Here is a 256-nt window from a genome sequence, read left to right as displayed (position 1 = left end):
TGGGTTATAACGCTCATGTTGCCAGCTCCGGTGAGCGTGGCCGTATTGCCATCGCGGGAAACTCCACACGAGTCAGTAGTGTGGGAGGCGGTACACGAATGGCCAGTACGGGTATGCGGGTGCGCATCAGTTCGCTGGGTGACAGAAGTCGTATTGCCAGCAGCGGTGATTTAACCCAGATAGCCAGTTTTGGCGCAGAGTCGAAAATCGCCAACTGCGCGGACAACGTGCAGATCATGGCCAACGGAGAAAACAC

Annotated in this window: 1 pseudogene; it reads left to right on the top strand. The window is 56.2% G+C overall.

Annotated features, from left to right (window positions below):
- Nucleotides 1–256, top strand: a pseudogene (locus tag FDX22_RS32330) (hypothetical protein); the annotation flags it as partial.

The sequence above is a fragment of the Citrobacter sp. TBCS-14 genome, from assembly GCF_005280805.1.
Taxonomy (GTDB): domain Bacteria; phylum Pseudomonadota; class Gammaproteobacteria; order Enterobacterales; family Enterobacteriaceae; genus Citrobacter; species Citrobacter gillenii.
The sequence above is the reverse complement of the archived record's forward strand: the minus strand, read 5'-3'. Positions and strand labels throughout refer to the sequence as shown.